The sequence below is a fragment of the Pseudomonas sp. v388 genome (genome assembly GCF_003935425.1).
Classification (GTDB): Bacteria; Pseudomonadota; Gammaproteobacteria; order Pseudomonadales; family Pseudomonadaceae; genus Aquipseudomonas.
In genome coordinates this window covers 401,444-425,277 of sequence record NZ_RHQN01000006.1, presented here as the reverse complement: position 1 = coordinate 425,277, position 23,834 = coordinate 401,444, and the positions used below count along the sequence as shown (strand labels likewise).

The 23,834-nt window shown below is 55.9% G+C and carries 23 protein-coding genes and 4 tRNA genes; all 27 read left to right on the top strand.

Features of this window, described 5'->3' with window-relative positions; translation table 11 throughout:
- The first annotated feature begins 345 nt into the window (after nt 1–345).
- The 27 genes from birA to rpsC all read left to right on the top strand — a co-directional run bounded on the left by birA (nt 346) and on the right by rpsC (nt 23,826).
- Nucleotides 346–1,305: a bifunctional biotin--[acetyl-CoA-carboxylase] ligase/biotin operon repressor BirA gene (gene birA / locus EGJ27_RS16970; protein ID WP_125831879.1), complete on the top strand. Its 960-nt coding sequence runs from the start codon at nt 346–348 to the stop codon at nt 1,303–1,305.
- The gene (locus tag EGJ27_RS16965) at nt 1,295–2,044 is read left to right on the top strand and encodes a pantothenate kinase (protein WP_125831878.1); all 750 of its coding nucleotides are present in this window, start codon (nt 1,295–1,297) and stop codon (nt 2,042–2,044) included. The genes birA and EGJ27_RS16965 overlap by 11 nt, the downstream gene beginning before the upstream one ends.
- Nucleotides 2,045–2,051: 7 nt before the next feature.
- Nucleotides 2,052–2,480 (top strand): hypothetical protein, encoded by a 429-nt coding sequence (locus tag EGJ27_RS16960; protein ID WP_125831877.1) that lies wholly within the window; start codon nt 2,052–2,054, stop codon nt 2,478–2,480.
- 141 nt (nt 2,481–2,621) lie between these two features.
- A tRNA-Tyr gene (locus EGJ27_RS16955) sits at nt 2,622–2,706 on the top strand.
- Between the two features lie 24 nt (nt 2,707–2,730).
- Nucleotides 2,731–2,804, top strand: a tRNA-Gly gene (locus tag EGJ27_RS16950).
- 26 nt (nt 2,805–2,830) lie between these two features.
- Nucleotides 2,831–2,906: transfer RNA gene (locus tag EGJ27_RS16945), tRNA-Thr, on the top strand.
- Nucleotides 2,907–3,071: 165 nt separating this feature from the next.
- A tRNA-Trp gene (locus EGJ27_RS16940) sits at nt 3,072–3,147 on the top strand.
- A 46-nt stretch (nt 3,148–3,193) separates the two neighbouring features.
- Entirely contained in the window at nt 3,194–3,562 is a 369-nt protein-coding gene (secE, locus tag EGJ27_RS16935; RefSeq protein ID WP_125831876.1) for a preprotein translocase subunit SecE, read from the top strand.
- 9 nt (nt 3,563–3,571) lie between these two features.
- Nucleotides 3,572–4,105 (top strand): transcription termination/antitermination protein NusG, encoded by a 534-nt coding sequence (nusG, locus tag EGJ27_RS16930; RefSeq protein WP_002555501.1) that lies wholly within the window; start codon nt 3,572–3,574, stop codon nt 4,103–4,105.
- 117 nt (nt 4,106–4,222) lie between these two features.
- Nucleotides 4,223–4,654 carry a 50S ribosomal protein L11 gene (gene rplK / locus EGJ27_RS16925; RefSeq protein WP_125831875.1) on the top strand — a complete coding sequence of 144 codons (432 nt, stop codon included), beginning with the start codon at nt 4,223–4,225 and terminating at the stop codon, nt 4,652–4,654.
- On the top strand, nt 4,654–5,349 hold the full coding sequence (gene rplA, locus EGJ27_RS16920; protein WP_125831874.1) for a 50S ribosomal protein L1: 696 nt from the start codon (nt 4,654–4,656) through the stop codon (nt 5,347–5,349). Before rplK ends, rplA begins: the two co-directional genes overlap by 1 nt.
- A 196-nt stretch (nt 5,350–5,545) precedes the next feature.
- Nucleotides 5,546–6,046, top strand: a complete 501-nt coding sequence (rplJ, locus tag EGJ27_RS16915) for a 50S ribosomal protein L10 (RefSeq protein ID WP_125831873.1) — start codon at nt 5,546–5,548, stop codon at nt 6,044–6,046.
- A gap of 79 nt (nt 6,047–6,125) precedes the next feature.
- Entirely contained in the window at nt 6,126–6,491 is a 366-nt protein-coding gene (gene rplL, locus EGJ27_RS16910) for a 50S ribosomal protein L7/L12 (protein WP_125831872.1), read from the top strand.
- A gap of 219 nt (nt 6,492–6,710) precedes the next feature.
- Nucleotides 6,711–10,784: a DNA-directed RNA polymerase subunit beta gene (rpoB, locus tag EGJ27_RS16905; protein ID WP_125831871.1), complete on the top strand. Its 4,074-nt coding sequence runs from the start codon at nt 6,711–6,713 to the stop codon at nt 10,782–10,784.
- A gap of 64 nt (nt 10,785–10,848) precedes the next feature.
- Entirely contained in the window at nt 10,849–15,048 is a 4,200-nt protein-coding gene (gene rpoC, locus EGJ27_RS16900) for a DNA-directed RNA polymerase subunit beta' (RefSeq protein ID WP_125831869.1), read from the top strand.
- A gap of 198 nt (nt 15,049–15,246) precedes the next feature.
- A complete protein-coding gene (gene rpsL, locus EGJ27_RS16895) occupies nt 15,247–15,618 on the top strand; it encodes a 30S ribosomal protein S12 (protein WP_002555494.1) in 372 nt (123 codons plus the stop codon).
- A 122-nt stretch (nt 15,619–15,740) separates the two neighbouring features.
- Complete coding sequence (rpsG, locus tag EGJ27_RS16890) at nt 15,741–16,211, top strand: 30S ribosomal protein S7 (RefSeq protein ID WP_010490886.1); 471 nt, start codon at nt 15,741–15,743, stop codon at nt 16,209–16,211.
- Between the two features lie 30 nt (nt 16,212–16,241).
- The gene (gene fusA / locus EGJ27_RS16885; protein ID WP_125831867.1) at nt 16,242–18,344 is read left to right on the top strand and encodes an elongation factor G; all 2,103 of its coding nucleotides are present in this window, start codon (nt 16,242–16,244) and stop codon (nt 18,342–18,344) included.
- 31 nt (nt 18,345–18,375) lie between these two features.
- Complete coding sequence (gene tuf / locus EGJ27_RS16880) at nt 18,376–19,569, top strand: elongation factor Tu (RefSeq protein WP_125831866.1); 1,194 nt, start codon at nt 18,376–18,378, stop codon at nt 19,567–19,569.
- 140 nt (nt 19,570–19,709) lie between these two features.
- Nucleotides 19,710–20,021, top strand: a complete 312-nt coding sequence (gene rpsJ, locus EGJ27_RS16875) for a 30S ribosomal protein S10 (RefSeq protein ID WP_003186070.1) — start codon at nt 19,710–19,712, stop codon at nt 20,019–20,021.
- A gap of 81 nt (nt 20,022–20,102) precedes the next feature.
- On the top strand, nt 20,103–20,738 hold the full coding sequence (rplC, locus tag EGJ27_RS16870; protein ID WP_044321452.1) for a 50S ribosomal protein L3: 636 nt from the start codon (nt 20,103–20,105) through the stop codon (nt 20,736–20,738).
- A gap of 12 nt (nt 20,739–20,750) precedes the next feature.
- Entirely contained in the window at nt 20,751–21,353 is a 603-nt protein-coding gene (gene rplD / locus EGJ27_RS16865) for a 50S ribosomal protein L4 (RefSeq protein ID WP_125831864.1), read from the top strand.
- Nucleotides 21,350–21,649, top strand: a complete 300-nt coding sequence (gene rplW, locus EGJ27_RS16860) for a 50S ribosomal protein L23 (RefSeq protein ID WP_002555488.1) — start codon at nt 21,350–21,352, stop codon at nt 21,647–21,649. Before rplD ends, rplW begins: the two co-directional genes overlap by 4 nt.
- A gap of 14 nt (nt 21,650–21,663) precedes the next feature.
- Complete coding sequence (rplB, locus tag EGJ27_RS16855) at nt 21,664–22,488, top strand: 50S ribosomal protein L2 (protein WP_003186055.1); 825 nt, start codon at nt 21,664–21,666, stop codon at nt 22,486–22,488.
- Nucleotides 22,489–22,504: 16 nt separating this feature from the next.
- The gene (rpsS, locus tag EGJ27_RS16850; RefSeq protein WP_004883670.1) at nt 22,505–22,780 is read left to right on the top strand and encodes a 30S ribosomal protein S19; all 276 of its coding nucleotides are present in this window, start codon (nt 22,505–22,507) and stop codon (nt 22,778–22,780) included.
- A 13-nt stretch (nt 22,781–22,793) separates the two neighbouring features.
- The gene (gene rplV, locus EGJ27_RS16845; protein ID WP_002555485.1) at nt 22,794–23,126 is read left to right on the top strand and encodes a 50S ribosomal protein L22; all 333 of its coding nucleotides are present in this window, start codon (nt 22,794–22,796) and stop codon (nt 23,124–23,126) included.
- A 13-nt stretch (nt 23,127–23,139) separates the two neighbouring features.
- Nucleotides 23,140–23,826, top strand: coding sequence for a 30S ribosomal protein S3 (gene rpsC / locus EGJ27_RS16840; protein WP_003176422.1), 687 nt, complete (start codon nt 23,140–23,142; stop codon nt 23,824–23,826).
- Nucleotides 23,827–23,834 lie beyond the last annotated feature (8 nt).

Below are 23,834 nucleotides of genomic sequence, written 5' to 3'. Positions count from 1 at the left end.
CAGCAGTGAAACGATGTATCGCCGATGGTAGTGTGGGGTTTCCCCATGTGAGAGTAGGTCATCGTCAAGATTCATTCCGAAACCCCTGATTGCGCATGCAGTCAGGGGTTTTGTCTTTTCCGGACCCGGAAACAGGCAATCCCTGTAGGAGCGGCTTCAGCTGCGAAGAGGCCGACACAGCCGCTGAACCCACAGCCGCCTGGAACCGAGGCGTCGCGGGCAAGCGCGTTCTACCAGATCGTCCACAGGCTGAGGTCGTGAGCGTTGGTAGGGAGCGCTCGGCACGCCTATGAATCTTGGGTTCGCGTGGCTATCATGCGTGCCTCATTGCCAGGCGATATATTCATGCTGACGTTGTTAAAACTTCTTGCTGACGGTGAGTTTCATTCCGGCCAGGCCCTAGGCAATGCCTTGGGTATTAGTCGCGCCGCGGTATGGAAGCAGTTTCAGCAACTGGAGGCCGAGTTGGGGGTTGAAACTCACAAGGTACGTGGCCGTGGCTATAAACTGGCCCGCCCTCTTTCCCTGCTGGGTGTGGAGGCAATCAGGCGATTCGGCTGCCCGCCCGGCTGGTCGGTGCATGTACTGGACACTGTAGATTCGACCAATGCTGAGGCAGTACGGCTTGTAGGGTCGGGGGCTACCATGCCTGCGCTGGTCATGGCTGAGCGCCAGACTGCGGGCCGGGGCAGGCGAGGCCGGAAATGGGCCAGTCCCTTTGCTGAAAACCTTTACTACAGCCTGGTGCTGCGGATCGACGGCGGGATGCGCCAGATTGAAGGCCTCAGCTTGCTGGTCGGCCTCGCCGTCATGGATGTGCTGCACGAAATGGGCGTCAAGGAGGCCGGTCTGAAATGGCCCAACGACGTCCTGGTAGGCGATCGGAAAATCGCTGGGATACTTCTGGAGTTGATCGGTGATCCGGCAGATGTATGTCACGTGGTAATTGGTGTCGGGATCAATGTGAACATGCAAGTCACGACAGAGGTTGATCAGTCCTGGACATCCATGCGTTTGGAGCGTGGTGCTCTCACCGATCGCAATGAGCTGGCGGCACGGGTAAGTCGGGCGCTGGATGCGTCTCTTTCCCTGCATAAAGAGCAGGGGTTCACTGCCTTTCAGGCTGCCTGGGAGCGAGCGCATCTGTGGCAGGGGCATTCTGTCACGCTTCTGTCGGGAGTCAGCAGGGTCGAGGGGGTAGTTTTGGGAATTGATGCGCTCGGGGCACTGCGGCTGGACGTGGCTGGTGTGGAGCGAAGCTTTAGCGGCGGCGAGCTTAGTCTGAGGTTGCGTGATGATTCTTGAACTCGATTGTGGCAACAGTTTTATCAAGTGGAGGGTGACCGGGAAGGGCGGTGTAGCGATTATTGCCGGCGGTGTAGTCGATTCCGATAGCGCGCTGCTCGAATGCCTGCTGCAGGTTCCTGGCCTGGCACTGCGCGCATGCAGATTGGTCAGCGTCAGAAGCGGGGAAGAGACTGGCGGTCTGATGGCCATGCTGGCTCAGGCATTTTCAGTGGAGCCCGTATGTGCGGAGCCTGCCCTGGAGCTTGCTGGGGTTACAAACGGATATGAAGACTACCGTCGTCTTGGGCTTGACCGCTGGCTGGCCTTTGTTGGGGCTTATCATCTTGCCCAGCGTGCGTGCGTGGTACTCGACCTGGGTACCGCCGTGACATCTGATTTCGTCGCAGTCGATGGGAAGCACTTGGGGGGCTTCATATGTCCCGGAATGCCGCTTATGCGCAGCGAGCTGCGAACGCACACGCGCCGCATTCGGTATGACGACGCAGCCGCCGAACGTGCGCTGGCCAATTTCGCTCCAGGTCGGGCAACCTCTGAAGCGGTAGAGCGCGGGTGTTCTCTCATGCTGCGAGGTTTTGCCATGACCCAAATCCAGTTGGCTCGTGAATACTGGGGGCAAGATTTCTGTATTTTTGTAACGGGTGGCGATGCCGGACTGGTGGCCGATGTGCTGCCGAATGTGCGTGTCGTGCCTGACCTCGTTTTCGTGGGCCTGGCCCTTGCTTGCCCGCTGGGCTGAGGTTTATATGCGTTGGCTGTTTTTACTGTTGTTGATGCTCAATGCGTTCTATTACATCTGGCACCAGCAGGAAGCGCCGCTGCGTGCCAAGGAAATAGTGCCGCTGGCCCTGCAGCGCTCTCCGGGGCAGGACATAAAGCTGTTGAGTGAATCCGGATCGGCGCGGCCTGGTCAGCAGGCCGCCAGTGAGTGTCTTTATCTGGGTGGCATCCCTCAGGAGAGTGATGCGCGTGCCATCGAGCAACGCCTCAACAGTCTGGACGTGCATACGCAGTTCCAGGAGCCGCCGACGGCCTCCAGGCAGGGCTACTGGTTGAAAGTGATGCCCGAAAGTCGTCGCCTGGTAGAGGACGGAATGGTCGGTCAGTTGGCTCAAGACTTCCCTCAACTAAAAAGCAAAATAATGTCATGTGAAGGCATTGCATCTGCCGAATAGTTTGCATAGAATGGCGCCCGCTTCGCAGTGCGGTGTAAATCGAACGGCGGGGCTAAAAGAGTCAACGCATGTAACCTCAGGTTTTTAATGAGAAAATGGTTGACAGAAGGGCAGCATGAGTTGAGAATGCTGCCTCGCTTAGGAGGGGTTCCCGAGCGGCCAAAGGGATCAGACTGTAAATCTGACGTCTACGACTTCGAAGGTTCGAATCCTTCCCCCTCCACCAGATTTAGCGCGAACTGTAAATCGTGCGGGTATAGTTTAGTGGTAGAACCTCAGCCTTCCAAGCTGATGATGCGGGTTCGATTCCCGCTACCCGCTCCAAGTTTGCAGTTCATGCACAGTGTTTCGCTCTTGTAGCTCAGTTGGTAGAGCACACCCTTGGTAAGGGTGAGGTCAGCGGTTCAAATCCGCTCAAGAGCTCCATTGTCAAAGGCAGATATGCAAATATCTGCCTTTGTTTTAAGCGGTCGCACTGCTTGTGTGTGACGCTTGAAGCCCTCCGGAAATTGCTGCGGTTTGGGTGGTCTCCGAAAGAGGTGTTGAAAAACTCCTGTCAGGTCCGCATAATGGTCGGCCTGATTTTGTTTTAGGTCAGTAGCTCAATTGGCAGAGCGACGGTCTCCAAAACCGTAGGTTGGGGGTTCGATTCCCTCCTGACCTGCCAGATTCCCTAGATGTAATCTGGCTTTCTTTTCACAGGATCTCCGTAGATGAATCCCAAAGCTGAAGCATCAGACTCTCGCTTTGACTTGCTCAAATGGCTCCTGGTAGTCGTTTTGGTGGTCGTGGGTGTTGTCGGTAATCAGTATTACTCTGCGCAGCCGATCCTGTATCGTGTTCTCGCCCTTCTCGCGCTTGCTGCTGTAGCTGCCTTCGTTGCACTTCAGACTGGCAAGGGGAAGGCTTTCTCCGTTTTGGCGAAGGAAGCGCGTGCAGAGATTCGTAAAGTCGTTTGGCCTACTCGCCAAGAAACCACGCAGACCACTCTGATTGTTGTAGCGGTTGTGCTGGTGATGGCGTTGCTGTTGTGGGGTCTAGATTCCCTGCTCGGCTGGCTTGTTTCCTTGATAGTTGGCTAAGGGTGTCCCGTGGCTAAGCGTTGGTACGTAGTGCATGCTTACTCGGGTTACGAGAAGCATGTCATGCGCTCGTTGATCGAGCGTGTGAAGCTCGCAGGCATGGAAGATGGCTTTGGCGAGATTCTGGTTCCCACTGAAGAAGTGGTTGAAATGCGTAATGGCCAGAAGCGCAAAAGCGAACGCAAGTTCTTCCCTGGTTACGTGCTGGTTCAGATGGATATGAACGAGGGTACTTGGCACTTGGTCAAGGATACTCCTCGTGTCATGGGCTTCATCGGCGGTACTGCCGACAAGCCGGCCCCAATCACCGACAAGGAAGCGGAAGCTATCCTGCGTCGTGTTGCTGATGGTAGCGACAAGCCTAAGCCCAAGACTCTGTTCGAGCCAGGTGAGGTTGTGCGGGTTACTGACGGTCCGTTTGCTGATTTCAACGGCACAGTCGAAGAAGTTAACTACGAAAAGAGCCGAATCCAAGTGGCGGTGCTCATTTTCGGACGTTCTACTCCGGTAGAGCTTGAGTTCAGTCAGGTCGAAAAGGCATAACTGAGCTGGAATCCCACACCCCGCAGCCTAAGGCTGTGGGGTTTTTTCGTCACTGGGATATACGTGTAATAGTCGGGGAGCCTTTGTTGGCGCTTGTACCCGTAATTGGAGTGCCTCATGGCCAAGAAGATAACTGCATACATCAAGCTGCAAGTTAAAGCCGCTCAGGCTAACCCAAGCCCGCCCGTCGGTCCGGCCCTGGGTCAGCACGGCGTGAACATCATGGAATTCTGCAAGGCATTCAACGCCCGTACTCAGGGTCTTGAGCCAGGTCTGCCGACTCCAGTGATCATCACTGTATACAGCGACCGTAGCTTCACTTTTGAAACCAAAAGTACCCCTGCGTCGGTTCTGCTGAAAAAAGCAGCAGGTTTGACCAGCGGCTCGGCTCGCCCGAACACCGTTAAAGTTGGCACCGTTACCCGTGCTCAGCTGGAAGATATCGCTAAAGCAAAAAATGCGGATCTGACTGCTGCTGACATGGACGCGGCCGTGCGTACCATCGCCGGTTCCGCTCGTAGCATGGGCCTTAACGTGGAGGGTGTGTAATGGCTAAGTTGACCAAGCGTCAAAAGGCAATCGCTGGCAAGGTTGAAGCTGGCAAGGTCTACAACTTTGTTGATGCCGCCGCTCTGCTGGCCGAGCTGTCGACCGTCAAGTTCAGCGAGTCCGTAGACGTCGCTGTTAACCTGGGCGTTGACCCTCGTAAATCCGACCAGGTCGTGCGTAGCGCTACCGTCCTGCCGCACGGCACTGGCAAAACCGTACGCGTTGCGGTCTTCACCCAGGGTCCTGCTGCTGAAGCCGCTCTGGCTGCCGGCGCTGATCGCGTTGGTATGGATGATCTGGCTGCAGAAATGAAAGCTGGCGATCTGAACTACGACGTCGTTATCGCTTCCCCGGACGCGATGCGTGTTGTTGGTCAGTTGGGTCAGGTTCTCGGTCCTCGCGGTCTGATGCCTAACCCGAAAGTTGGTACCGTTACTCCGGACGTTGCTAACGCCGTGAAGAACGCGAAGGCTGGTCAGGTTCGTTATCGCACCGACAAAAACGGCATCATCCACACTTCAGTTGGCAAGGTCGGTTTCGACGCAGTCAAGCTGAAGGAAAACGTTGAAGCGCTGATCGCTGACCTCAAGCGTATCAAGCCTGCTTCCTCGAAAGGTATTTACGTCAAGCGCGTTACCCTGAGCACCACCATGGGCCCAGGCCTGGTCATCGACCAGGGTTCGCTGGACGCGTAAGACAGATCGGCACGGCTTGCCGTGTCGCATCCAAGATTGGGGTCCCTGCCTGGCGGGGGCTATCCAAGACCGTAGGCGGCGCAAGCCTTAAACCACAAGCCTACGCAGATGGTGCTCCCGGTTCCTTACCGAATCAGACACCAAAACGACATCTGGCTTCGGTCGGATGAAACGGTAACAAGCAGGAGTTAAACCCGTGGCAATTAAACTCGAAGACAAGAAGGCCATCGTCGCTGAAGTCAACGAGGCTGCCAAAGCTGGTCTGTCCGCTGTCGTGGCTGATGCCCGTGGTGTGACAGTAGGCGCTATGACCGGACTCCGTAAAGAGGCTCGTGAAGCTGGCGTTTACGTACGTGTAGTACGTAACACCCTGCTCAAGCGCGCCGTTGCTGACACTGAATTCAGTGTTCTCAACGACGTGTTCACCGGCCCGACCTTGATTGCATTCTCCAACGAGCACCCGGGCGCTGCTGCCCGTCTGTTCAAAGAGTTCGCAAAAGGTCAGGACAAGTTCGAGATCAAGGCAGCTGCGTTCGAGGGCAAGTTCCTCGCAGCCAATCAGATCGACGTACTGGCAAGCCTGCCGACCCGTGACGAAGCAATCTCCCAGCTGATGAGCGTGATTCAAGGCGCTACCAGCAAGTTGGCTCGTACTCTGGCGGCTGTTCGCGATCAGAAAGAATCCGCCGCAGCCTAAGGCTGAGGCATCTCTTTTCGCGCATTTTTGTTTATTTTGATGGTCGCGTAGGCCGTCCCCCAATTCAGGAAATTGAGTCATGTCCATCTCTCAAGACGATATCCTTAACGCCGTAGCTGAAATGTCCGTTCTGCAGGTTGTAGAACTGATCAAGGCTTTCGAAGAGAAGTTCGGCGTTACTGCTGCTGCCGCTTCGGCTGGTCCAGCTGCTGCCGCTGCTGTTGTTGAAGAACAAACTGAATTCAACGTCATGCTGCTGGAAGCTGGCGAGAAGAAAGTTAACGTGATCAAGGCAGTACGTGAACTGACCGGTCTGGGCCTGAAAGAAGCCAAGGCAGTCGTTGACGGCGCTCCAGCCATGGTTCTGGAATCTGTTGCCAAAGACGCAGCTGACAAAGCCAAAGCTACTCTGGAAGAAGCAGGCGCTAAAGTCGAGCTGAAGTAAGCATCGACCTTGAGCGTCCAGCCCAAGCGTTGAGCGAAAGGCTGATGGCTGGTGGCTTTTGCCACCGGCCTTTTTCCGTTATAGACGATTGGCACGGTCAACGTCTTTAACGTGCAAGAACCACCAATACGGTGGCGCAAACCATGGGGTTTGCACGATTTTCTGGCTGCTTCCGTCGGAGGGAGCCAAACAAGCAGGTGACCAAGCTGGGGAACGCTGATGGCTTACTCATATACTGAGAAAAAACGTATCCGCAAGGACTTTAGCAAGTTGCCGGACGTAATGGATGTGCCGTATCTCCTGGCCATCCAGCTGGATTCGTATCGCGAATTCCTGCAGGCGGGAGCGACCAAAGATCAGTTCCGCGACGTCGGTCTGCATGCAGCCTTCAAATCCGTTTTCCCGATCATCAGCTACTCCGGCAATGCTGCGCTGGAGTATGTGGGTTATCGCTTGGGCGAACCGGCATTTGATGTCAAAGAGTGCGTGCTGCGCGGTGTGACTTACGCTGTACCTCTGCGAGTCAAGGTTCGTCTGATCATCTTCGACAAAGAGTCGTCGAACAAAGCGATCAAGGACATCAAAGAGCAAGAAGTCTACATGGGTGAAATCCCCCTGATGACTGAAAACGGTACCTTCGTTATCAACGGTACCGAGCGCGTTATCGTGTCTCAGCTGCACCGTTCGCCAGGCGTATTCTTCGACCACGACCGTGGCAAGACGCACAGCTCCGGTAAGCTGCTCTATTCCGCTCGCATTATTCCTTACCGCGGTTCGTGGCTGGACTTCGAATTCGATCCGAAAGACTGCGTATTCGTCCGTATCGACCGTCGTCGCAAGCTGCCTGCGTCCGTACTGCTGCGTGCGCTGGGCTATACGACTGAACAAGTGCTCGATGCTTTCTATACCACCAACGTATTCCATGTGCGCGGCGAAAACCTGAGCCTGGAACTGGTGCCTCAGCGCCTGCGTGGTGAAATTGCCGTTCTGGACATCCTGGACGACAAAGGCAAGGTCATCGTCGAGCAAGGCCGTCGTATCACTGCCCGCCACATCAACCAGCTGGAAAAAGCCGGTATCAAAGAGCTGGAAGTACCGCTGGACTACGTCCTGGGTCGTACTACCGCCAAGGTCATCGTGCATCCGGCTACCGGCGAAATCATCGCCGAGTGCAACACCGAGCTGAACACTGAACTGTTGGCCAAGATTGCCAAGGCTCAGGTTGTCCGGATCGAGACGCTGTACACCAACGACATCGATTGCGGTCCGTTCATTTCCGACACGCTGAAGATCGACTCCACCAGCAACCAATTGGAAGCGCTGGTCGAGATCTATCGCATGATGCGTCCAGGTGAGCCGCCAACCAAGGACGCCGCTGAAACGCTGTTCAACAACCTGTTCTTCAGCCCGGAGCGTTACGACCTGTCCGCTGTGGGTCGTATGAAGTTCAACCGTCGTATCGGTCGTACCGAGATCGAAGGTTCGGGCGTTCTGTGCAAGGAAGACATCGTTGCCGTCCTCAAGACATTGGTGGACATCCGTAACGGTAAAGGCATCGTCGACGATATCGACCACTTGGGTAACCGCCGCGTTCGTTGCGTAGGCGAGATGGCCGAGAACCAGTTCCGTGTAGGTCTGGTCCGTGTCGAGCGCGCTGTAAAAGAGCGTCTGTCGATGGCTGAAAGCGAAGGCCTGATGCCTCAGGACCTGATCAACGCCAAGCCGGTTGCCGCTGCGGTCAAAGAGTTCTTCGGTTCCAGCCAGCTGTCCCAGTTCATGGACCAGAACAACCCGCTGTCGGAGATTACGCACAAGCGTCGCGTATCTGCACTCGGCCCGGGCGGTCTGACCCGTGAGCGCGCCGGCTTTGAAGTTCGTGACGTTCACCCGACGCACTACGGTCGCGTGTGCCCGATCGAAACGCCGGAAGGTCCGAACATCGGCCTGATCAACTCTCTGGCTGCCTACGCTCGCACCAACCAGTACGGTTTCCTTGAAAGCCCGTATCGCGTGGTGAAAGAAGGTCTGGTCAGCGACGAGATCGTGTTCCTGTCGGCGATTGAAGAAGCCGATCACGTCATTGCACAGGCCTCGGCCGCAATGAATGACAAGCAGGAACTGATCGACGAACTGGTAGCCGTGCGCCACCTGAACGAATTTACGGTCAAGGCTCCTGCCGACGTTACCCTGATGGACGTTTCGCCCAAGCAGGTAGTTTCGGTCGCGGCATCCCTGATCCCGTTCCTGGAGCACGACGACGCCAACCGTGCGTTGATGGGTTCCAACATGCAGCGTCAGGCTGTACCAACCCTGCGTGCCGACAAGCCGCTGGTGGGTACTGGCATGGAGCGCAACGTTGCTCGTGACTCCGGCGTTTGCGTCGTGGCTCGTCGTGGCGGTGTGATCGACTCGGTCGATGCCAGTCGTATCGTGGTTCGCGTTGCAGACGACGAAGTCGAGCCAGGCGAAGCAGGTGTAGATATCTACAACCTGACCAAGTACACCCGTTCGAACCAGAACACCTGCATCAACCAGCGTCCGCTGGTAAGCAAGGGTGATCGCGTTCAGCGTAGCGACATCATGGCTGACGGCCCGTCCACCGACATGGGTGAACTGGCGTTGGGTCAGAACATGCGCATCGCGTTCATGGCCTGGAATGGTTTCAACTTCGAAGACTCCATCTGTCTGTCGGAGCGCGTCGTTCAGGAAGATCGCTTTACCACGATCCACATCCAGGAACTGACCTGTGTGGCACGTGACACCAAGCTTGGGCCAGAGGAAATCACCGCAGACATCCCGAACGTGGGTGAAGCTGCGCTGAACAAGCTGGACGAAGCCGGTATCGTTTATGTAGGTGCCGAAGTTGGCGCCGGCGACATCCTGGTGGGCAAGGTCACTCCGAAAGGCGAGACTCAGCTGACTCCGGAAGAAAAGCTGCTGCGTGCGATCTTCGGTGAGAAGGCCAGCGACGTAAAAGACACTTCCCTGCGCGTGCCAACCGGTACCAAGGGCACTGTCATCGACGTACAGGTCTTCACCCGTGACGGCGTCGAGCGTGATGCTCGTGCTCTGTCGATCGAGAAGTCGCAGCTCGATGAGATCCGCAAGGATCTGAACGAAGAGTTCCGTATCGTTGAAGGTGCTACCTTCGAGCGTCTGCGTTCCGCACTGGTTGGCCGCAAGGTCGAAGGCGGCGCCGGCCTCAAGAAAGGCCAGGACATCACCGACGAAGTGCTCGACGGTCTTGAGCATGGTCAGTGGTTCAAACTGCGCATGGCTGAAGATGCTCTGAACGAGCAGCTCGAAAAAGCACAGGCTTACATCGTTGATCGCCGTCGCCTTCTGGACGACAAGTTCGAAGACAAGAAGCGCAAGCTGCAGCAGGGCGATGACCTGGCACCGGGCGTTCTGAAGATCGTCAAGGTTTACCTGGCAATCCGTCGTCGCATCCAGCCGGGCGACAAGATGGCCGGTCGTCACGGTAACAAAGGTGTGGTCTCTGTGATCATGCCGGTCGAAGACATGCCGCACGATGCCAACGGTACTCCGGTAGACATCGTACTCAACCCGCTGGGCGTACCTTCGCGTATGAACGTCGGTCAGATCCTTGAAACCCACCTGGGCCTCGCGGCCAAGGGCCTGGGCGAGAAGATCAACCGCATGCTCGAAGAGCAGCGTAAAGTGGTCGAGCTGCGCAAGTTCCTCACCGAGATCTACAACGAGATCGGTGGCCGTCAGGAAAACCTGGACGAGTTCACCGACCAGGAAGTTCTGGACCTGGCGAAGAACCTTCGTAACGGCGTGCCTATGGCAACTCCGGTTTTCGATGGTGCCAAAGAAAGCGAAATCAAGGCAATGCTCAAGCTGGCAGATATGCCGGAAAGCGGCCAGATGCAGCTGTTTGACGGTCGTACCGGCAACAAGTTTGAGCGCGCTGTAACCGTTGGCTACATGTACATGCTGAAGCTGAACCACTTGGTGGACGACAAGATGCACGCGCGTTCCACTGGTTCTTACAGCCTGGTTACCCAGCAGCCGCTGGGTGGTAAGGCGCAGTTCGGTGGTCAGCGTTTCGGGGAGATGGAAGTGTGGGCGCTGGAAGCATACGGCGCGGCGTACACTCTGCAAGAAATGCTCACAGTGAAGTCGGACGATGTGAACGGTCGTACCAAGATGTACAAAAACATCGTGGACGGCGATCACCGTATGGAGCCGGGCATGCCCGAGTCCTTCAACGTGTTGATCAAAGAAATCCGTTCGCTCGGTATCGATATCGATCTGGAAACCGAATAACACGTGACGCGAATCGGGGGCAGGGCGGTATTGCCTGCTCCCTGCTCCGCCAGGAGGAAAAGCCTTGAAAGACCTACTGAATTTGCTGAAAAACCAGGGTCAAGTCGAAGAGTTCGACGCGATCCGTATCGGGTTGGCGTCGCCTGAGATGATCCGCTCGTGGTCGTTCGGTGAAGTTAAAAAGCCGGAAACCATCAACTACCGTACGTTCAAGCCTGAGCGTGATGGCCTGTTCTGCGCCAAGATCTTTGGCCCGGTCAAGGATTACGAGTGCTTGTGCGGTAAGTACAAGCGCCTGAAGCATCGTGGTGTGATCTGCGAGAAGTGCGGCGTTGAAGTTGCACTGGCCAAGGTTCGTCGTGAGCGCATGGCGCACATCGAACTGGCGTCGCCGGTTGCCCACATCTGGTTCCTGAAATCGCTGCCGTCCCGTATCGGCCTGCTGATGGACATGACCCTGCGTGATATCGAGCGTGTTCTCTACTTCGAGAGCTATGTCGTTATCGATCCGGGCATGACTACCCTTGAAAAGGGTCAGTTGCTGAACGACGAGCAATACTTCGAAGCGCTGGAAGAGTTCGGTGACGACTTCGATGCCCGCATGGGTGCCGAGGCTGTCCGCGAACTGCTGCACGCAATCGATCTTGAGCACGAAATCGGCCGTCTGCGTGAAGAGATTCCGCAAACCAACTCCGAAACCAAGATCAAGAAGCTGTCCAAGCGTCTGAAGCTGATGGAGGCCTTCCAGGGTTCCGGCAACCTTCCTGAGTGGATGGTGCTGACCGTTCTGCCGGTTCTGCCGCCAGATCTGCGTCCTCTGGTTCCTCTGGATGGCGGTCGCTTCGCAACTTCCGACCTCAACGATCTGTATCGTCGAGTGATCAACCGTAACAACCGCTTGAAGCGTCTGCTTGATCTGTCCGCTCCGGACATCATCGTGCGCAACGAAAAGCGTATGTTGCAGGAAGCTGTCGATGCGTTGCTCGACAACGGCCGTCGCGGTCGTGCGATCACCGGTTCCAACAAGCGTCCTCTGAAATCCCTGGCTGACATGATCAAGGGTAAGCAGGGTCGTTTCCGTCAGAACTTGCTCGGTAAGCGCGTTGACTACTCCGGTCGTTCGGTAATTACCGTAGGCCCGACCCTGCGCCTGCATCAGTGCGGTCTTCCGAAGAAGATGGCTCTGGAGCTGTTCAAGCCGTTCATCTTCGGCAAGCTTGAAATGCGTGGCCTGGCTACGACCATCAAGGCTGCCAAGAAGATGGTCGAGCGCGAGCTGCCGGAAGTATGGGACGTTCTCGCTGAAGTGATTCGCGAACACCCGGTACTGCTCAACCGTGCGCCGACGCTTCACCGTCTGGGTATCCAGGCATTCGAGCCGGTTCTGATCGAAGGTAAGGCTATCCAGCTGCACCCGCTGGTCTGTGCTGCGTACAACGCTGACTTCGACGGTGACCAGATGGCCGTTCACGTGCCTCTGACCCTGGAAGCACAGCTCGAAGCACGCGCACTGATGATGTCGACCAACAACATCCTGTCGCCAGCCAACGGTGAGCCAATCATCGTTCCTTCGCAGGACGTTGTATTGGGTCTTTACTACATGACCCGTGAAGCGATCAACGCCAAGGGCGAAGGTCGTGTGTTTGCCGACCTGCAGGAAGTCGACCGCGTATTCCGCGCCGGCGAAGCAGCGCTGCACGCCAAGGTCAAGGTTCGCATCCACGAAACGGTCAATGATCGTGATGGTGGCAGCGTCAAGAACACCCGTATCGTCGACACTACCGTCGGCCGTGCGCTGTTGTTCCAGGTGGTTCCGGCCGGCCTGTCCTACGACGTCGTCAACCAGCCGATGAAGAAGAAAGCGATCTCCAAGCTGATCAACCAGTGCTATCGCGTGGTTGGTCTGAAAGAGACCGTCATCTTCGCTGACCAGTTGATGTACACCGGTTTTGCCTACTCGACGATCTCGGGTGTTTCGATTGGCGTTAACGACTTCGTTATCCCGGACGAAAAAGCTCGCATCATCGACGCTGCAACCGAAGAAGTTAAAGAGATCGAGAGCCAGTACGCTTCCGGCCTGGTAACCCAGGGCGAGAAGTACAACAAGGTAATCGACCTCTGGTCCAAGGCGAACGATGAAGTCTCCAAGGCAATGATGTCGAACCTCTCGAAAGAGAAGGTTATCGACCGTCATGGCGTGGAAGTCGATCAGGAATCGTTCAACTCGATGTACATGATGGCTGACTCCGGTGCTCGTGGTTCCGCTGCACAGATCCGTCAGCTGGCCGGTATGCGTGGCCTGATGGCCAAGCCGGACGGCTCCATCATCGAGACGCCGATCACTGCGAACTTCCGTGAAGGCTTGAGCGTACTTCAGTACTTCATCTCGACTCACGGTGCTCGTAAGGGTCTTGCGGATACCGCGTTGAAAACCGCTAACTCCGGTTACCTGACTCGTCGTCTGGTAGACGTCGCGCAGGACCTGGTAGTGACCGAGGTCGATTGCGGTACCGAGCACGGCCTGCTGATGACACCGCACATTGAAGGCGGTGACGTTGTAGAACCGCTGGGTGAGCGCGTATTGGGTCGAGTCATCGCCCGCGACGTATTCAAGCCGGGTACCGAAGATGTGATCGTTCCTGCCGGTACGCTGGTAGACGAGAAGTGGGTAGAGTTCATCGAGCTGAACAGCATCGACGAAGTCATCGTGCGTTCTCCGATCAGCTGCGAAACCCGCTACGGCATCTGCGCCAAGTGCTACGGTCGCGATCTGGCCCGTGGTCATCAGGTCAACATCGGTGAAGCGGTCGGCGTTATCGCTGCCCAGTCCATCGGTGAGCCGGGTACCCAGCTGACGATGCGTACGTTCCACATCGGTGGTGCGGCAAGCCGTACTTCCGCTGCCGACAGCGTTCAGGTCAAGAACGGCGGTACCGTCCGCCTGCACAACCTGAAGCACGTTGAGCGTGTCGACGGTCACCTGGTAGCGGTTTCCCGTTCCGGTGAACTGGCGATCGCCGATGACTTCGGTCGTGAGCGCGAGCGTTACAAGCTGCCATACGGTGCAGTGATTTCGGTGAAGGAAGGCGACAAGGTCGACGCTGGCTCTATCGTAGCCAAGTGGGATCCGCACACTCACCCAATCGTCACCGAGATGAAAGGTACTGTTACCTACGTCGGCATGGAAGAAGGCATCACGATCAAGCGTCAGACCGACGAATTGACCGGTATGACCAACATTGAAGTGCTTGACGTCAAGGATCGCCCAGCTGCAGGCAAGGACATCCGTCCAGCCGTGAAGATGGTCGGCCTGGATGGTAAGGATCTGCTGTTGCCGGGTACTGACGTACCTGCTCAGTACTTCCTGCCGGCTAACGCCCTGGTGGGTGTTGCGGACGGTGCGCAGATCGCGATCGGTGATGTTATCGCTCGTATTCCGCAGGAAACTTCGAAGACCCGTGACATCACCGGTGGTCTGCCGCGTGTTGCCGACCTGTTCGAAGCTCGTCGTCCGAAAGAGGCGTCGATTCTTGCAGAAGTCAGCGGTACCATCGCCTTCGGTAAAGAGACCAAGGGCAAGCGCCGTCTGGTCATCACGCCGAACGACGGTAGCGATCCGTACGAAGAGCTGATTCCGAAGTGGCGTCACCTAAACGTCTTCGAAGGCGAACAAGTGAACCGCGGTGAAGTCATCTCCGACGGTCCTAGCGATCCGCATGACATCCTGCGTCTGCTGGGTGTGAGCGCGCTCGCCAAGTACATCGTCAACGAGATCCAGGACGTTTACCGTCTGCAAGGCGTGAAGATCAACGACAAGCACATCGAGACCATCCTGCGTCAGATGCTGCGTAAGGTTGAGATCTCCGAGTCGGGCGATTCGAGTTTCATCAAGGGCGACCAGATGGAACTGACTCACGTGCTGGTTGAAAACGAGCGCCTGAGCACCGAAGACAAGTTCATCTCGAAGTTCACGCGTGTGCTGCTGGGTATCACCAAAGCGTCGCTGTCCACCGAGTCGTTCATCTCCGCGGCCTCCTTCCAGGAGACAACCCGCGTACTGACCGAAGCGGCTGTGACCGGCAAGCGTGACTACCTGCGCGGCTTGAAGGAAAACGTGGTCGTGGGTCGACTGATCCCGGCTGGTACCGGTCTGGCATACCACAGCGAGCGCAAGCGCCGTCGTGATATCGACAAACCGTTGCGCGTCAGCGCGAGCGAGGTAGAAGCCGCTCTGACTGAAGCGTTGAACTCGAGCGGTAACTGAGACTGAGCCTCGGCTTTTTCCTACCACGATTGACGACAGCATGTCGTCGATCGCGGTGCGGGGAGGCCGGGGCTTTGTCTTGACTGGGGGCAGGATCCTCTTTAGACTCTTGTACCCCTAAATTTGGCGGGGCTAACGCCCTGTCATTTGCTTTTCTTGTAAGACAATAGCGTCGCAAGACAACAGTGGAGCTAGTAGATGGCAACTATCAACCAGCTGGTACGTCAGCCGCGTAAGCGTATCGTCGAGAAATCCGACGTGCCTGCGCTGCAGAACTGCCCGCAACGTCGCGGTGTGTGCACTCGTGTGTATACCACCACGCCGAAAAAACCTAACTCGGCACTGCGTAAAGTATGCCGTGTGCGCCTGACCAACGGTTTCGAGGTTTCCTCGTACATCGGTGGTGAAGGTCACAACCTGCAAGAGCACAGCGTGGTACTGATCCGCGGCGGTCGTGTAAAAGACTTGCCAGGTGTTCGTTATCACACCGTTCGTGGTTCTCTGGATACTTCCGGCGTTAAAGGCCGTAACCAGGGTCGCTCGAAATACGGTACCAAGAAGCCTAAGTAGTCTTTGGCTTCTGTTTAAAATTGCAGATTTCTATTTTTCTGAGTCGATAAGAGTAAGGTCGGGCGCATCCGTTATCGGGTGGTGGTCCCGAGCTAACCTGAAGACCGTTTGAGGGCTTATCCATGCCAAGAAGACGCGTAGCAGCCAAGCGCGAAGTGCTTGACGATCCAAAATACGGAAGCCAAATCCTGGCCAAGTTCATGAACCACGTGATGGAAAGCGGCAAGAAAGCCGTTGCCGAGCGTATCGTTTATGGCGCGCTGGACAAGGTTAAAGAACGCAAGAACAGCGATCCCCTGGAAATCTTCGAGAAAGCTCTCGACGCCATCGCTCCGCTGGTCGAAGTGAAGTCGCGCCGTGTAGGCGGTGCTACTTACCAGGTTCCTGTTGAAGTTCGTCCGTCCCGTCGTAATGCTCTGGCAATGCGTTGGCTGGTAGACTTCGCGCGCAAGCGCGGTGAGAAGTCTATGGCTCTGCGTTTGGCTGGCGAACTGTTGGACGCCGCCGAAGGTAAAGGTGCTGCGGTCAAGAAGCGTGAAGACGTGCACCGTATGGCTGAGGCCAACAAGGCTTTCTCGCACTACCGCTTCTAATTTCAGCGTCACTAATTTTGCGAGGGCTTTATGGCTCGTACTACTCCGATTAACCGCTACCGTAACATCGGTATCGTTGCCCACGTGGATGCTGGTAAAACCACCACCACTGAGCGCGTCCTTTTTTACACCGGCGTAAATCACAAGATGGGCGAAGTGCACGACGGTGCCGCGACCATGGACTGGATGGTGCAGGAGCAGGAGCGTGGTATCACTATCACCTCCGCTGCCACCACTGCGTTCTGGGCCGGTTCCAACAAGCAGTTCGACAAGCATCGCTTCAACATCATCGATACCCCCGGCCACGTTGACTTCACCATTGAAGTTGAGCGTTCGCTGCGTGTACTCGACGGCGCTGTCGTTGTGTTCTGCGGCACCTCGGGTGTTGAGCCTCAGTCGGAAACCGTATGGCGTCAGGCCAACAAGTACGGTGTTCCACGTCTTGTTTACGTAAACAAGATGGACCGTGCTGGTGCCAACTTCCTGCGCGTGATCGGTCAGATCAAGCAGCGCCTGGGTCACACTCCGGTGCCGATCCAGTTGGCTATCGGTGCAGAAGACAATTTCCAGGGTCAGATCGATCTGATCAGCATGGAAGCGGTCTACTGGGACGACGCCGACAAGGGTATGGCTGCTCGTCGTGAGCCAATTCCTGCTGAACTGCAGGACCTGGCTGATGAATGGCGCAGCAACATGGTTGAAGCTGCTGCTGAAGCCAGCGAAGAGCTGATGAACAAGTACCTCGAAGGTGAAGAACTCACCACCGAGGAAATCAAGGCTGCTCTGCGTCAGCGTACAATCGCTGGTGAGATCGTTCTTGCTGTTTGCGGTTCTTCGTTCAAGAACAAGGGTGTTCCCCTGGTTCTCGACGCCGTCATCGACTACCTGCCTGCGCCGGTCGACATTCCTGCCATCAAGGGTTCCGACCCGGATGACGAGACTGTTGAAATGGAGCGTCATGCAGACGACAGCGAGCCGTTCTCGGCCCTGGCGTTCAAGATCGCTACCGACCCGTTTGTTGGTACGCTGACGTTTGCTCGCGTTTACTCGGGTGTTCTGAGCTCCGGCGACGGCGTGATCAACTCGGTAAAGGGCAAGAAAGAGCGCGTGGGTCGTATGGTGCAAATGCACGCAAACACTCGCGAAGAAATCAAGGAAGTACGCGCTGGCGACATCGCGGCCTTGATCGGCATGAAGGACGTCACCACTGGTGATACCCTCTGCTCCGCTGACAAGCCAATCATCCTGGTTCGGATGGACTTCCCGGAGCCGGTAATTTCGGTTGCGGTTGAGCCGAAGACCAAGGATGACCAGGAAAAAATGGGTATCGCTCTGGGCAAGCTCGCTCAGGAAGACCCTTCTTTCCGCGTCAAGACTGATGAAGAGACTGGTCAGACGATCATCTCTGGCATGGGCGAGTTGCACCTGGACATCCTGGTTGACCGGATGCGCCGTGAGTTCAACGTCGAAGCCAACATCGGCAAACCACAAGTTTCCTACCGTGAGAAGATCACGAAGGCTTGTGAGATCGAAGGCAAGTTCGTTCGTCAGTCCGGCGGTCGTGGTCAGTTCGGCCATTGCTGGATTCGCTTTGCTCCTGCTGACGAAGGTCAGGAAGGTCTGCAATTCGTGAACGAAGTGGTAGGTGGTGTTGTTCCTAAGGAATACATCCCTGCTATCCAGAAGGGTATCGAAGAGCAGATGAAGAACGGTGTTGTTGCCGGCTATCCGCTGATCGGCCTGAAGGCTACCGTTTTCGATGGTTCTTACCACGACGTCGACTCCAACGAGATGGCGTTCAAGGTGGCAGCCTCCATGGCGACCAAGCAACTCGCTTCCAAAGGCGGCGGTGTTGTTCTTGAGCCGATCATGAAGGTTGAAGTTGTTACACCTGAGGACTACATGGGTGACGTGATGGGTGACCTGAACCGTCGTCGTGGTCTGATCCAGGGTATGGAAGATACGGTTTCCGGCAAGGTAATCCGCGCCGAGGTTCCGTTGGGTGAGATGTTCGGTTATGCGACCGACGTCCGTTCCATGTCCCAGGGTCGCGCGAGCTACTCTATGGAATTCTCCAAATACTCCGAAGCTCCGTCGAATGTCGTCGAAGCTATCGTTAAAAAACAAGGCTGATTCAGCCCCTTTAGGCTAGGAGTTCACTGTCGTGGCTAAAGAAAAATTTGAACGTAACAAACCGCACGTCAACGTTGGCACCATCGGTCACGTTGACCACGGTAAAACCACTCTGACCGCAGCTCTGACTCGCGTTTGCTCCGAAGTTTTCGGTTCCGCAAAGGTTGACTTCGACAAGATCGATAGCGCCCCGGAAGAGAAAGCTCGTGGTATCACCATCAACACCGCTCACGTTGAATACGATTCGGCCGTGCGTCACTACGCGCACGTTGACTGCCCAGGTCACGCCGACTACGTAAAAAACATGATCACCGGTGCTGCCCAGATGGACGGCGCGATCCTGGTTTGCTCGGCCGCTGATGGTCCGATGCCACAGACTCGTGAGCACATCCTGCTGTCCCGCCAGGTTGGCGTTCCGTACATCGTTGTCTTCCTGAACAAGGCTGACATGGTTGACGACGCTGAGCTGCTGGAACTGGTCGAGATGGAAGTTCGTGACCTGCTGAGCACTTACGACTTCCCAGGCGACGACACTCCGATCATCATCGGTTCCGCTCTGATGGCTCTGAACGGCCAAGACGACAACGAGATGGGCACCACTGCTGTCAAGAAGCTGGTTGAGACTCTGGATACCTACATCCCAGAGCCAGTCCGTGCTATCGACAAGCCGTTCCTGATGCCAATCGAAGACGTATTCTCGATCTCCGGTCGCGGTACTGTTGTAACTGGTCGTGTTGAGCGTGGCATCATCAAGATCCAGGAAGAAGTAGAAATCGTAGGTCTGCGTGACACTACCAAGACTACTTGCACTGGCGTCGAGATGTTCCGCAAGCTGCTGGACGAAGGCCGTGCTGGTGAGAACTGCGGCGTTCTGCTGCGTGGCACCAAGCGTGACGACGTTGAGCGTGGCCAGGTTCTGGTCAAGCCAGGCACCGTCAAGCCGCACACTCAGTTCGAAGCTGAAATCTACGTTCTGAGCAAAGAAGAAGGCGGTCGTCACACTCCGTTCTTCAAAGGCTACCGTCCACAGTTCTACTTCCGTACTACCGACGTAACTGGTAGCTGCGAACTGCCGGAAGGCGTTGAGATGGTTATGCCAGGTGATAACGTCAAAGTTGCCGTTACCCTGATCAAGCCAATCGCAATGGAAGACGGTCTGCGTTTCGCTATCCGTGAAGGCGGTCGTACCGTCGGCGCTGGCGTCGTAGCCAAAATCATCGCTTAAGCGTTGATTCAAGAAAAAGCCTCCGCTTGCGGGGGCTTTTTTATTGGGTTGACACTCTGTTAGGTCGTCTATAGAATTGCGCCTCCTTTTAACGGGCGTATTGCGCTCGGTGGGAACAGCAATCTGGAGTCTGAAATCCAATGCAAAATCAGCAAATCCGTATCAGGTTGAAGGCTTTTGACCATCGCCTGATCGACCAATCAACCCAGGAAATCGTGGAAACCGCGAAGCGTACTGGGGCACAGGTGCGTGGTCCGATTCCACTGCCGACCCGTAAAGAGCGGTTCACCGTTCTGGTTTCTCCGCACGTCAACAAAGACGCGCGCGACCAGTACGAGATCCGTACTCATAAGCGTGTACTGGACATCGTCCAGCCAACGGATAAAACCGTTGATGCTCTTATGAAGCTTGATCTTGCGGCCGGTGTGGAAGTACAGATCAGCCTCGGCTAAGACTTGGGTCTTAGTCGTGTAACGCTCTGAAATGGGCGGCCATAGCGGGTGAAAGCCCCGTACACTCATGAGGTTTACAACATGACTATTGGTGTAGTCGGTCGTAAATGCGGTATGACCCGTATTTTCACCGAAGAAGGTGTCTCCATTCCGGTCACGGTCATTGAGATCGAGCCGAATCGCGTCACTCAGTTCAAAACCGAAGAAACCGATGGCTATCGTGCAGTGCAAGTCACTGTCGGCGAGCGTCGCGCTTCGCGTGTTACAGCCGCTCAGGCTGGCCACTTCGCCAAGGCGAACGTAGCTGCCGGTCGTGCCGTCATGGAATTCCGTCTTGAAGAAGGCGACTACCAGGCCGGCGACCAGATCAACGCTGAAATCTTCGCTGCTGGTCAACTGGTTGATGTAACCGGTCAGTCCAAAGGTAAAGGCTTCCAGGGTACGATCAAGCGCTGGAATTTCCGTGGTCAGGATAACACCCACGGTAACTCCGTCTCCCACCGCGTCCCAGGCTCTATCGGCCAGTGCCAGACTCCTGGTCGTGTATTCAAGGGCAAAAAAATGTCCGGTCATATGGGCGCTGAGCGCGTGACCGTGCAGTCCCTGGAAGTAGTGCGCGTGGACGCTGAACGCAATCTGTTGTTGGTCAAGGGTGCTGTTCCTGGCGCTACTGGCGGCAACCTGGTTGTACGTCCGGCAGCCAAGGCTCGCGGTTAAGGGGAAGCTGACATGCAATTAAATGTAAATGACGCTCAGGCAATCGAAGTTTCCGAACTGACATTTGGCGGCGAATTCAACGAGACGCTGGTGCACCAGGCAGTCGTGGCCTACATGGCTGGCGGTCGTCAGGGTAGCAAGCAGCAAAAGACCCGTTCTGACGTTTCCGGTGGCGGTAAGCGCCCATGGCGTCAAAAGGGTACTGGCCGCGCTCGTGCCGGTACTATCCGTAGCCCGATCTGGCGCGGCGGTGGTACTACTTTCGCAGCACGTCCACAAGACCACACTCAGAAGCTCAACAAGAAGATGTATCGCGCAGCTCTGCGCTCCATCCTTGCTGAACTGGTTCGTACTGATCGTCTGGTTGTGGTTCAGGACTTCGCTGTTGAAGCACCGAAAACCAAAGATTTGCTGAACAAGCTGAATGGCATGGGCCTGACTGACGTCCTGATCGTGTCTGACGCTGTTGACCAGAATCTGTACCTGGCTGCTCGTAACCTGCCGCACGTTGATGTTCGTGACGTACAGGGTTCCGATCCAGTTAGTCTGATCGCATACGACAAAGTGTTGATCACTGTGTCGGCCGTGAAGAAATTCGAGGAGCTGCTGGGATGAACCAGGAACGCGTATTTAAAGTTCTACTTGGCCCGCACGTTTCCGAGAAGGCCACGGTTCTGGCTGACAAGAAAGGCCAGTTCGTTTTCAAGGTTGCAACTGACGCAACCAAGCTGGAAATCAAGAAGGCCGTCGAAAGCCTGTTCAGCGTGAAAGTAGAGCGTGTTACTACCCTGAATGTTCTGGGTAAGAGCAAGCGCACTGCTCGCGGTCTGGGCAAGCGTAATGACTGGAAGAAGGCAGTTATCTCCCTTCAGCCAGGCCAAGATCTCGATTTCAGCAGCAGTGCTGAGTAAGGAAGGGGTGCATCATGGCAATCGTTAAATGCAAACCGACTTCCCCTGGCCGCCGTTTTGTGGTCAAGGTGGTCAACCAGGAGCTGCATAAAGGCGCTCCTCACGCACCGCTGCTCGAGAAAAAATCGAAGTCTGGTGGTCGTAACAACAATGGCCGTATCACTACGCGTCACATTGGTGGTGGTCATAAGCAGCATTACCGTCTGGTCGACTTCCGTCGCAACGACAAGGATGGCATCGCTGCCACCGTCGAGCGTATCGAATACGATCCAAACCGTACTGCTCACATCGCTCTGCTGCTGTACGCAGATGGCGAGCGTCGCTACATCATCGCCCCTAAGGGTGTTAGTGCTGGCGACCAGCTGATCGCAGGTGCTCTGGCACCGATCAAGCCGGGCAACGCTCTGCAACTGCGCAACATTCCAGTTGGTAGCACCGTACACGGCATCGAACTGAAGCCAGGTAAAGGCGCACAGATCGCTCGTTCCGCTGGTGCATCCGCACAGCTGATCGCTCGTGAAGGCGTGTACGTTACTCTGCGTCTGCGCTCCGGTGAAATGCGTAAAGTACTGGCTGAATGCCGTGCAACGCTGGGCGAAGTCTCGAACTCCGAGCACAGCCTGCGTTCCCTGGGTAAAGCTGGTGCCAAACGCTGGCGTGGCGTTCGCCCAACCGTTCGTGGTGTTGCCATGAACCCGGTTGACCACCCGCATGGTGGTGGTGAAGGTCGTACCTCTGGTGGTCGTCATCCGGTATCGCCGTGGGGCTTCCCGACTAAGGGCGCGAAGACTCGTGGTAATAAGCGTACCGACAAAATGATCGTCCGTCGTCGCAAGTAAATAGAGGGATACGACAGTGCCACGTTCTCTGAAAAAAGGTCCTTTTATTGATCTTCACCTACTGAAGAAGATCGAAGTGGCGGCGGAAAAGAACGATCGCAAACCAGTTAAAACCTGGTCGCGTCGTTCGATGATCCTGCCACAAATGGTCGGTTTGACCATTGCAGTGCATAACGGTCGTCAGCATGTTCCCGTTCTCGTGAGCGAAGACATGGTCGGCCATAAACTGGGCGAGTTTGCCGGTACCCGCACATATCGTGGGCACGTGGCAGACAAGAAAGCCAAGCGTTAAGGGGTAAGGAACGATGGAAGTAGCCGCTAAGTTGTCGGGCGCTCGAATCTCCGCCCAGAAAGCCCGCTTGGTCGCCGACCAGATCCGCGGGAAGAAGGTGGGCGAAGCGCTCAACCTGTTGGCTTTCAGCAGTAAGAAAGCCGCCGAGATCCTGAAGAAAGTGCTGGAGTCGGCTGTAGCCAACGCCGAGCATAACGAAGGCGCAGACGTTGATGACCTGAAGGTCTCCACCGTTTTCGTCAACGAAGGGCGTTCGCTGAAGCGCATCATGCCACGTGCTAAAGGCCGTGCTGATCGCATCGTCAAGCGGTCTTGCCATATCACTGTCAAGGTTGCTGACAAGTAACGGAGTCGAAGAGATGGGTCAGAAAGTACATCCCATTGGCATTCGCCTGGGAATCGTCAAGGAGCACACCTCCGTCTGGTACGCAGACGGTCGGACTTATGCGGACTATTTGTTCGCTGATCTGAAGGTGCGTGAGTATCTCCAAGACAAACTAAAAAGCGCGTCCGTAAGCCGTATCGATATCCATCGTCCGGCTCAGACTGCACGTATCACCATCCACACCGCTCGTCCCGGCATCGTGATCGGCAAGAAAGGTGAAGATGTTGAGAAGCTGCGTCAGGACCTGACCAAGCAAATGGGTGTGCCTGTGCACATCAATATCGAAGAGATCCGTAAGCCGGAGCTCGACGGTATGCTGGTTGCGCAGAGCGTAGCTCAGCAGCTGGAGCGTCGCGTAATGTTCCGTCGCGCTATGAAGCGCGCTGTACAGAACGCCATGCGCATTGGTGCCAAAGGCATCAAAATCCAAGTGAGCGGTCGTCTCGGCGGTGCTGAAATCGCACGTACTGAATGGTATCGCGAAGGTCGTGTGCCACTGCACACCCTGCGTGCCGACATCGACTATGCCAACTACGAAGCTCACACCACTTACGGTGTGATCGGTGTAAAGGTTTGGATCTTCAAAGGCGAAGTAATTGGTGGTCGCCAAGAAGAACTGAAACCACAAGCACCAGCGCCTCGTAAAAAAGCTGCTAAGTAAGGGGTACG

Coding starts and splice junctions, on each gene's coding strand:
- birA (WP_125831879.1), top strand. CDS start 346: ATGCTGACGTTGTTAAAACTTCTTGCTGACGGTGAGTTTCATTCCGGC.
- EGJ27_RS16965 (WP_125831878.1), top strand. CDS start 1,295: ATGATTCTTGAACTCGATTGTGGCAACAGTTTTATCAAGTGGAGGGTG.
- EGJ27_RS16960 (WP_125831877.1), top strand. CDS start 2,052: ATGCGTTGGCTGTTTTTACTGTTGTTGATGCTCAATGCGTTCTATTAC.
- secE (WP_125831876.1), top strand. CDS start 3,194: ATGAATCCCAAAGCTGAAGCATCAGACTCTCGCTTTGACTTGCTCAAA.
- rplK (WP_125831875.1), top strand. CDS start 4,223: ATGGCCAAGAAGATAACTGCATACATCAAGCTGCAAGTTAAAGCCGCT.
- rplA (WP_125831874.1), top strand. CDS start 4,654: ATGGCTAAGTTGACCAAGCGTCAAAAGGCAATCGCTGGCAAGGTTGAA.
- rplL (WP_125831872.1), top strand. CDS start 6,126: ATGTCCATCTCTCAAGACGATATCCTTAACGCCGTAGCTGAAATGTCC.
- rpoB (WP_125831871.1), top strand. CDS start 6,711: ATGGCTTACTCATATACTGAGAAAAAACGTATCCGCAAGGACTTTAGC.
- rpsL (WP_002555494.1), top strand. CDS start 15,247: ATGGCAACTATCAACCAGCTGGTACGTCAGCCGCGTAAGCGTATCGTC.
- rpsG (WP_010490886.1), top strand. CDS start 15,741: ATGCCAAGAAGACGCGTAGCAGCCAAGCGCGAAGTGCTTGACGATCCA.
- fusA (WP_125831867.1), top strand. CDS start 16,242: ATGGCTCGTACTACTCCGATTAACCGCTACCGTAACATCGGTATCGTT.
- rpsJ (WP_003186070.1), top strand. CDS start 19,710: ATGCAAAATCAGCAAATCCGTATCAGGTTGAAGGCTTTTGACCATCGC.
- rplC (WP_044321452.1), top strand. CDS start 20,103: ATGACTATTGGTGTAGTCGGTCGTAAATGCGGTATGACCCGTATTTTC.
- rplD (WP_125831864.1), top strand. CDS start 20,751: ATGCAATTAAATGTAAATGACGCTCAGGCAATCGAAGTTTCCGAACTG.
- rplW (WP_002555488.1), top strand. CDS start 21,350: ATGAACCAGGAACGCGTATTTAAAGTTCTACTTGGCCCGCACGTTTCC.
- rplB (WP_003186055.1), top strand. CDS start 21,664: ATGGCAATCGTTAAATGCAAACCGACTTCCCCTGGCCGCCGTTTTGTG.
- rplV (WP_002555485.1), top strand. CDS start 22,794: ATGGAAGTAGCCGCTAAGTTGTCGGGCGCTCGAATCTCCGCCCAGAAA.
- rpsC (WP_003176422.1), top strand. CDS start 23,140: ATGGGTCAGAAAGTACATCCCATTGGCATTCGCCTGGGAATCGTCAAG.